Below are 6766 nucleotides of genomic sequence, written 5' to 3' on the forward strand. Positions count from 1 at the left end.
GCCTTGCTGATGAAGAGCTGAAAGGTTGCGTACGGCGAAATTAATGCAAAAAGCCGGTGAATGGCACCATACGCATGCGTAACTTGTCAAGCTGCGCTACTCTTGTGGAAGCCGCGTCACGAAGTAGAGCGGCGCTGAAATCCTCTTCCGGCCAACCATTGCCAGCCACGTGACTACCCCTTCCATCCCTCTGCACCTGCTCCATGAAGATGACTTCGAGCAGTGGCGAACGGCGCAGGACGAAGCGACCCGCAACTGGGCGGCGACCCACGGTTTCAAGGCCGAACGAAACAAACTGTTGCTGCTGCCGGGCCCGCTGGGCCGGCCGGCGGCCGTGATCGTGGGCCTGGGCAAGAACAATCCACGCGAGGAAGTGAGTTTTTGGATCGGCGCGGCCCTGGCGGATCGGCTGCCGGATGGTCAGTACCATCTTGCCAATACATTGCCGGCGCGAGCGGCGACGCAATTCGCCGCCGGGTGGGGGCATGGCCAATATCGTTTCGAGCGCTACAAGCGTGGTGGTCCGCAGCGTTCGGTGCAGCTGAAATTGCCCGAAGGCGCGGATTCGTCCGAGGTGGAAAGATTGCGTTCCGCCAATGCACTGGCGCGCGACCTGATCAACACTCCAGCAAACGACATGTCGCCCGAGGCGCTGGCGCACGCCGCCATCGAAGTCGCGCGGCGCTATGGGGCTCGGCATCGCGTCATCATTGGCGATGACCTGCTGAAGGAACGTTTGCCCGCGGTACATGCCGTCGGCCGGGCCGCGGCCGTGGCGCCCAGGCTGGTCGACATCGAATGGGGTGACGCCTCCAAGCCAAAAGTGACATTGGTGGGCAAGGGCGTGTGTTTCGACTCGGGCGGGCTGGACATCAAGCCTGGCGCGTCCATGCTGCTCATGAAAAAAGACATGGGTGGGGCCGCGGTGGCGCTGGCCCTGGCGCAGACCATCATGGATGCGAAGCTGCCCGTCAGGCTGCGCGTGCTTCTGCCCATGGTGGAGAACGCGATCTCCGGCAACGCATTTCGGCCCGGCGACGTGCTTGGCACGCGCAAGGGGCTGACGGTTGAAGTCGGCAACACGGATGCAGAGGGGCGGCTCGTTCTCTGCGATGCGTTGGCGCTGGCCGACGAAGAACAACCAGACCTGTTGATCGATACCGCGACGCTGACCGGAGCCGCGCGCGTCGCGCTCGGACCGGAGTTGCCCGCGCTCTTCGGCAACGATGATGAAATCGTGGAGGAGGTGCTGCGCGCCGGCGCCGCCGAGTCCGATCCGTTGTGGCGACTGCCTCTTTGGTCAGGTTACGACGACGAGCTGTCCAGCAAGATCGCCGATGTGAACAACGTAGCGGCGTCCGGGTTCTCCGGCTCCATCATCGCCGCGTTGTTCCTGCGCAGATTTGTGAGCAATGCGCGCGCCTGGCTGCATCTCGATCTGTATGCTTGGAATGGCAAAGAGCGGCCTGGCCGGCCGGTCGGCGCGGAACCACAGGCGGTCCGTGCTCTATACGCTTTCCTCAAGCAGCGATATTGCCATTGATCGATGGTTGCCAACTCCTCTACCGGCATCGCTGACAGCTCGATCGCCGGAAAGCATCTCGTTCTGCTGGTGTTGATGAACCTGGTCTGGGGCCTGAACCTGATCGCCTCCAAGGTCGGCGTCGCCCAGCTGCCGCCGATCCTGTTCACGGGGTTGCGCTTCGGCTCGCTGGCTTTGTTCCTGCTGCCGTTGCTGAGGATCCATCGCGGCCAGATGGGCAATCTGTTGCTGGCCGCGATGCTCACCGGGCCAGCGGCCTTCTCGTTGTTGTTCCTCGGTATGTACTACGCGGAGGACGCGGCGACGGTCGCGATCGCGAGCCAGATGGGCGTGCCGATCTCGACGCTGCTGTCCATCTGGCTGCTGGGCGAAACCATCCGCTGGCGGCGAACACTAGGGATCGCGCTGGCCTTCGGCGGCATGATCATCATCAGCTTCGAGCCTCGTGTGTTTGCTTACTGGGAAGGCCTGGCGCTGGTGGTCGCTTCGACGTTTTTCGGGTCGCTGGGCCTGATCTTCGTGAAGCGCTTGTACAACATCAGAGCGCTGGAGTTACAAGCGTGGATCGCGGTGGCTGGCGGCGGGATGCTGATGCTGCTGAGCCTGATGTTCGAGCAAGGTCAGTGGGAAGCCATTCAGACGGCGGACTGGAGAGCCTGGTCGGCGCTGGCATTCACGACACTGATGTCCAGCTTGCTGGCGCACACGGCGTGGTACTACCTGGTCAGCAAATATCCGGTGACGAGCTTGTCGCCGATCACGTTGCTGTCGCCGCTGTTCGGCATCTTCTTCGGCGTCACGCTGCTGGACGATCAGCTGACGGGCCGCATGTTGCTTGGTGGCGCAGTGACGCTGATCGGCGTGTTCATCGTCGTGATGCGCGAGAAGCGGCTGGTCGATACGGGCACGTAGGTGGCGTCAGCGAGCGCTTCGCATGAAGCTGGCTATCTCGGTCGCACCGACCTTGCGCCATTCGCCCGGTGCCAGTCCTTGCAAGCTCCAGGGTCCTACGGACCAGCGGATCAGGCGCAGTGTCGGCAAGCTCACCGCCGCGGTCATGCGTCGGACCTGACGATTGCGGCCTTCGCGAATGGTGAGCTTCAGCCACTGAGTCGGAATGGCTTTGCGAAAGCGGATCGGCGGATCTCGTGGCCACAGCCATGACGGTTCATCGACGCCTTCGGCTTGGGCGGGAAGCGTCATGCCGTCGTTCAATTTCACACCCCGGCGTAATATTGCCAGCGCCTGTTCGGTGACTTCGCCCTCGACTTGCACGAAGTACGTCTTGTCCTGCTTCCAGCGTGGGTCCGCCAGTTTCGTTTGCAGCGGACCGGAGTTTGTCAGCAACACCAAGCCCTCGCTGTCGTAGTCCAAGCGACCGGCCGGCCGCATGCCCGGTGCGTGAACGAAATCACGCAGCGTCGCCTTGCCATCGTCACTCGTGAATTGGGTGAGCACGCGGTAAGGTTTGTTGAGCAACAGCAGGGCAGGCGAGTCCATTCAGATCTGTTCGGCGGTACTGCGCACGAGATCGATGAAGCGTTGCACGGCCGCGGCGTTCTCGCCACGACGGCACGCGAGAATCAGCGGCGCGGTGAGTTGGGGCATGTCCTCGAGCTTGCGATACACGATGCCGTCCATCTGCAGGCGTTGCAGTGACGCAGGGACGATCGACACTCCGATACCCGCGGCCACCAGGTTCAATGTCGAGATGATACGCGGCGCTTCCTGCCCGACGCGCGGACTGAAGCCAGCGGTCTTACACGCCGCAATGATGGTGTCGTACAGGCCGGGACCGCCAGGCCGCTTGTAGAGCACAAACGTTTCTTTCGCGAGCTCCGACAGCGGCAACAGCACGCTGCGACTGAAGCTGCTGCGCCGGGCGAAGATGTGGCCAGTGGGCAAGGCGACCAGCATTTTCTCTTCCAATATGGGCTGCACGGTCAGGCCCACCACGTCGGCGACCGGCGAGCGAATGAACGCGGCATCGATGTCCTCGTTGTACAGCCCTTGCACCAACTCGCTGCTGCCACTTTCTTCCAGCACCACCGACACCAGTGGGGCTGCCTCACGAAACGCACGCAGCACGCGGGGCACGAACGGGTGGAATGGGGCGGAGCTGGTGAAGCCGACGACCACCCGGCCTTCCTCGCCACGCGCCGTTCGACGCGTGGTCGCGACTGCCCGATCGACCTGGTCCAGGATGGCCCGGGCCCGATCCAGGAATGCCGCGCCAGCCTCGGTCAGCTCGACCCCGCGCGGCTGGCGACGGAATAACTGGGCATCGAGCTCCTGTTCCAGGGCCCGGATCTGCATGCTGAGCGGCGGCTGCTGAATGCCCAGGCGCTCGGCCGCCCGAGTCATGTGCTTTTCTTCAGCTACAGCAATGAAGTAGCGCAAATGTCTCAGTTCCATGATGAGATATTTACCAGATATCGGTTTCTAACTCACCATATATTTTACCCACAGGTGCGAAATGGTTAAGGTGGCTGTCCGGAAAAAAATGGGGACATCCATGGCGACCAATCCAGCGACGACGACAGCGACGGGTATTGAGATCCGAGGCTCGATGCAGCCCGGCTACGAGACAATTCTGACTGCCGCCGCGCTCGAGTTCGTCGCCGACCTGAGTCGTCGTTTCGGGGATCGAGTGACCGCCTTGCTGGATGCGAGGACCGCGCGTCAGAAACAGCTCGATGCGGGCGCGCTGCCGGACTTTCTGCCCGAGACTCGTCACATCCGTGAAGGCGATTGGCGCGTTACCACGATTCCCGCGGACTTGCAGGATCGCCGGGTCGAGATCACCGGTCCCACCGATCGCAAGATGGTCATCAATGCCCTCAACTCGGGCGCCAGGGTGTTCATGGCCGATTGCGAAGATTCGCTGACGCCCACTTGGAACAACGTCGTGCAGGGCCAGATCAACCTGCGTGACGCCGTCAATCGCACCATCTCCTTCAGCAATCCCGACGGCAAGCAGTACCGCCTCAATCCGCAGATCGCCACCTTGATCGTGCGACCGCGCGGCTGGCACTTGTTCGAGAAGCATATTCTCGTCGATGGCCAACAGGTGCCCGGCGCGTTCGTCGACTTCGGTCTGTATCTGTTCCACAACCATGCGGCGCTCAAGGCGCACGGCACCGGTCCTTATTTCTATCTGCCCAAGCTCGAAGGGCATCTGGAAGCGCGGCTGTGGGCCGACGTGTTCCGTTACTCCGAGCAGCAGCTGGGCCTGGCGCCGCAGACCATCAAGGCCACGGTGTTGATCGAAACCATCCTGGCCTCGTTCGAGATGGACGAGATCCTGTTCGAGCTCAAGGACTACATCGTCGGGCTCAACTGCGGACGCTGGGACTACATCTTCAGCTTCATCAAGAAGTTCGCGCGCCGGCCGGATTTCGTGCTGCCGGACCGGCAGCAGGTGACGATGACCACGCACTTCCTGCGCTCGTATTCGAAGCTGGTGATCCGTACCTGTCACCGCCGCGGTGCGTTCGCGATGGGCGGCATGGCGCCGCAGATCCCGATCAAGAACGATGCGAAGGCCAACGAAGAGGCGCTTGCCAAGGTGCGGGCCGACAAGGAGCGCGAAGCGGGCGATGGCCACGACGGCACCTGGGTCGCGCATCCGGGCCTGGTGCCGGTGGCGATGGAGGTGTTCGATCGCCTGATGCCGACGCCGAACCAGTTGCACGTGGTGCCGGACGTGGAGGTGAAGGCCCCGGATTTGTTGCAGATTCCACAGGGCACGATCACCGAAGCCGGTTTGCGCAGCAACGTGAGCGTGTCGATTCAGTACCTGGCCGCATGGCTGGGCGGGCTGGGCTGCGTGCCCATCAACAATCTGATGGAAGACGCGGCGACCGCCGAAATCTCTCGTGCGCAGATCTGGCAGTGGATCAGGCATCCCGCCGGTGTGCTCGAGGACGGCCGCAAGGTCACTGCCGACTTGTTTCGCGCCATTACCCGCGAAGAGCTGGGCAAGTTGCGCAGCGCAGTTGGCGTGCACGCTTTCGAGAAAGGCAACTTTGAGCAAGCTGCCGCGTTGATCGATGAGATCACGACGGCGCCAGAGTTCGAGACTTTTATCACTTTGCCGGCGTATCGGGTCATCCACTAACTCTATGGGTGTAATTCATTAGACATTTTCCTGTCGAGGTTCCCATGACGCTCCCTTCCGCTGAACAACTCCGTGAGGACTGGCAGACCAACCCGCGCTGGAAGGGCGTCGAGCGCCCCTACAAGGCCGAGGATGTGGTGCGCCTGCGTGGCTCCGTGCACATCGAGCATTCGCTCGCACGCCTGGGCGCGGAAAAGCTCTGGAAGTACGTGAACGAAAAGCCGTTCGTCAATGCGCTCGGCGCGCTGACCGGCAACCAGGCGATGCAGCAGGTGAAGGCTGGCCTGGATGCGATCTATCTGTCGGGCTGGCAGGTGGCGGGCGACGCCAACCTCGCCGGTGAAATGTATCCCGACCAGTCGCTGTATCCCGCGAACTCGGTGCCTCAGGTCGTCAAGCGCATCAACAACACGTTGCTGCGCGCCGATCAGATTACGACCGCCGAAGGCGACAGCTCGGTGGATTGGTTGAAGCCCATCGTCGCCGACGCGGAAGCCGGCTTTGGCGGCGTGCTCAACGCGTTCGAGCTGATGAAGGCCATGATCGAGGCCGGCGCGGCCGGCGTGCACTTCGAGGATCAGCTGTCCTCGGCGAAGAAGTGCGGTCACATGGGGGGCAAGGTGCTGGTGCCGACGGCCGAAGCCATCAGCAAGCTGGTCTCGGCGCGGCTGGCCGCCGATACCTCGGGCGTGCCGACCGTACTGGTTGCCCGCACCGATGCCGAGTCCGCCAATCTGCTGACCTCGGATGTGGACGAGCGCGATCGTCCGTTCATCAAGGGCGCGCAGCGCACCAGCGAAGGCTTCTTCTATGTGAACGCGGGCCTCGATCAAGCCATCGCTCGCGGCCTGGCGTATGCGCCGTACTGCGACATGATCTGGTGCGAGACCGGCAAGCCGGACCTGCACGAAGCCAAGCGCTTCGCCGAAGCCATTCACAAGCAGTTCCCGGGCAAGCTGCTGGCGTACAACTGCTCGCCGTCGTTCAACTGGAAGAAGAACCTCGACGAATCGACGATCGCGAAGTTCCAGCGCGAACTGGGCGCGATGGGCTACAAGTTCCAGTTCATCACGCTGGCGGGCTTCCACTCGCTGAACTACTCG

At 62.5% G+C, this 6766-nt stretch carries 6 protein-coding genes; 4 read left to right on the forward strand and 2 right to left on the reverse strand.

Annotated elements, in window-relative coordinates; all coding sequences use genetic code 11:
- Positions 1-169 precede the first annotated feature (169 nt).
- Positions 170-1543, forward strand: a complete 1374-nt coding sequence (locus tag VGE08_RS18720; RefSeq protein ID WP_331069430.1) for a leucyl aminopeptidase family protein — start codon at positions 170-172, stop codon at positions 1541-1543.
- A gap of 3 nt (positions 1544-1546) precedes the next feature.
- A complete protein-coding gene (locus VGE08_RS18725; RefSeq protein WP_331069431.1) occupies positions 1547-2455 on the forward strand; it encodes a DMT family transporter in 909 nt (302 codons plus the stop codon).
- Between the two features lie 6 nt (positions 2456-2461).
- Here the strand turns inward: VGE08_RS18725 and VGE08_RS18730 are convergent, their stop codons facing one another.
- Positions 2462-3043 carry a pseudouridine synthase gene (locus VGE08_RS18730; protein ID WP_331069432.1) on the reverse strand — a complete coding sequence of 194 codons (582 nt, stop codon included), beginning with the start codon at positions 3041-3043 and terminating at the stop codon, positions 2462-2464.
- The gene (locus VGE08_RS18735) at positions 3044-3958 is read right to left on the reverse strand and encodes a LysR substrate-binding domain-containing protein (protein WP_331069433.1); all 915 of its coding nucleotides are present in this window, start codon (positions 3956-3958) and stop codon (positions 3044-3046) included. It abuts the gene before it with no gap.
- 100 nt (positions 3959-4058) lie between these two features.
- Between VGE08_RS18735 and aceB the strand changes: the two genes are divergently transcribed.
- Together aceB and aceA are read left to right on the forward strand one after the other, a co-directional pair.
- Positions 4059-5663, forward strand: a complete 1605-nt coding sequence (aceB, locus tag VGE08_RS18740; RefSeq protein WP_331069434.1) for a malate synthase A — start codon at positions 4059-4061, stop codon at positions 5661-5663.
- A 44-nt stretch (positions 5664-5707) separates the two neighbouring features.
- The coding region (gene aceA, locus VGE08_RS18745) for an isocitrate lyase (RefSeq protein ID WP_331069435.1) at positions 5708-6766 on the forward strand (1059 nt) is incomplete at its 3' end.

The organism is Steroidobacter sp. (genome assembly GCF_036406195.1).
Taxonomy (GTDB): domain Bacteria; phylum Pseudomonadota; class Gammaproteobacteria; order Steroidobacterales; family Steroidobacteraceae; genus Steroidobacter.

Bases quoted from the DNA above. Each gene is read 5' to 3' on its own strand.
- aceB (WP_331069434.1), top strand. From the start codon at position 4,059: ATGGCGACCAATCCAGCGACGACGACAGCGACGGGTATTGAGATCCGA.
- VGE08_RS18725 (WP_331069431.1), top strand. From the start codon at position 1,547: ATGGTTGCCAACTCCTCTACCGGCATCGCTGACAGCTCGATCGCCGGA.
- VGE08_RS18735 (WP_331069433.1), bottom strand. From the start codon at position 3,958: ATGGAACTGAGACATTTGCGCTACTTCATTGCTGTAGCTGAAGAAAAG.
- VGE08_RS18730 (WP_331069432.1), bottom strand. From the start codon at position 3,043: ATGGACTCGCCTGCCCTGCTGTTGCTCAACAAACCTTACCGCGTGCTC.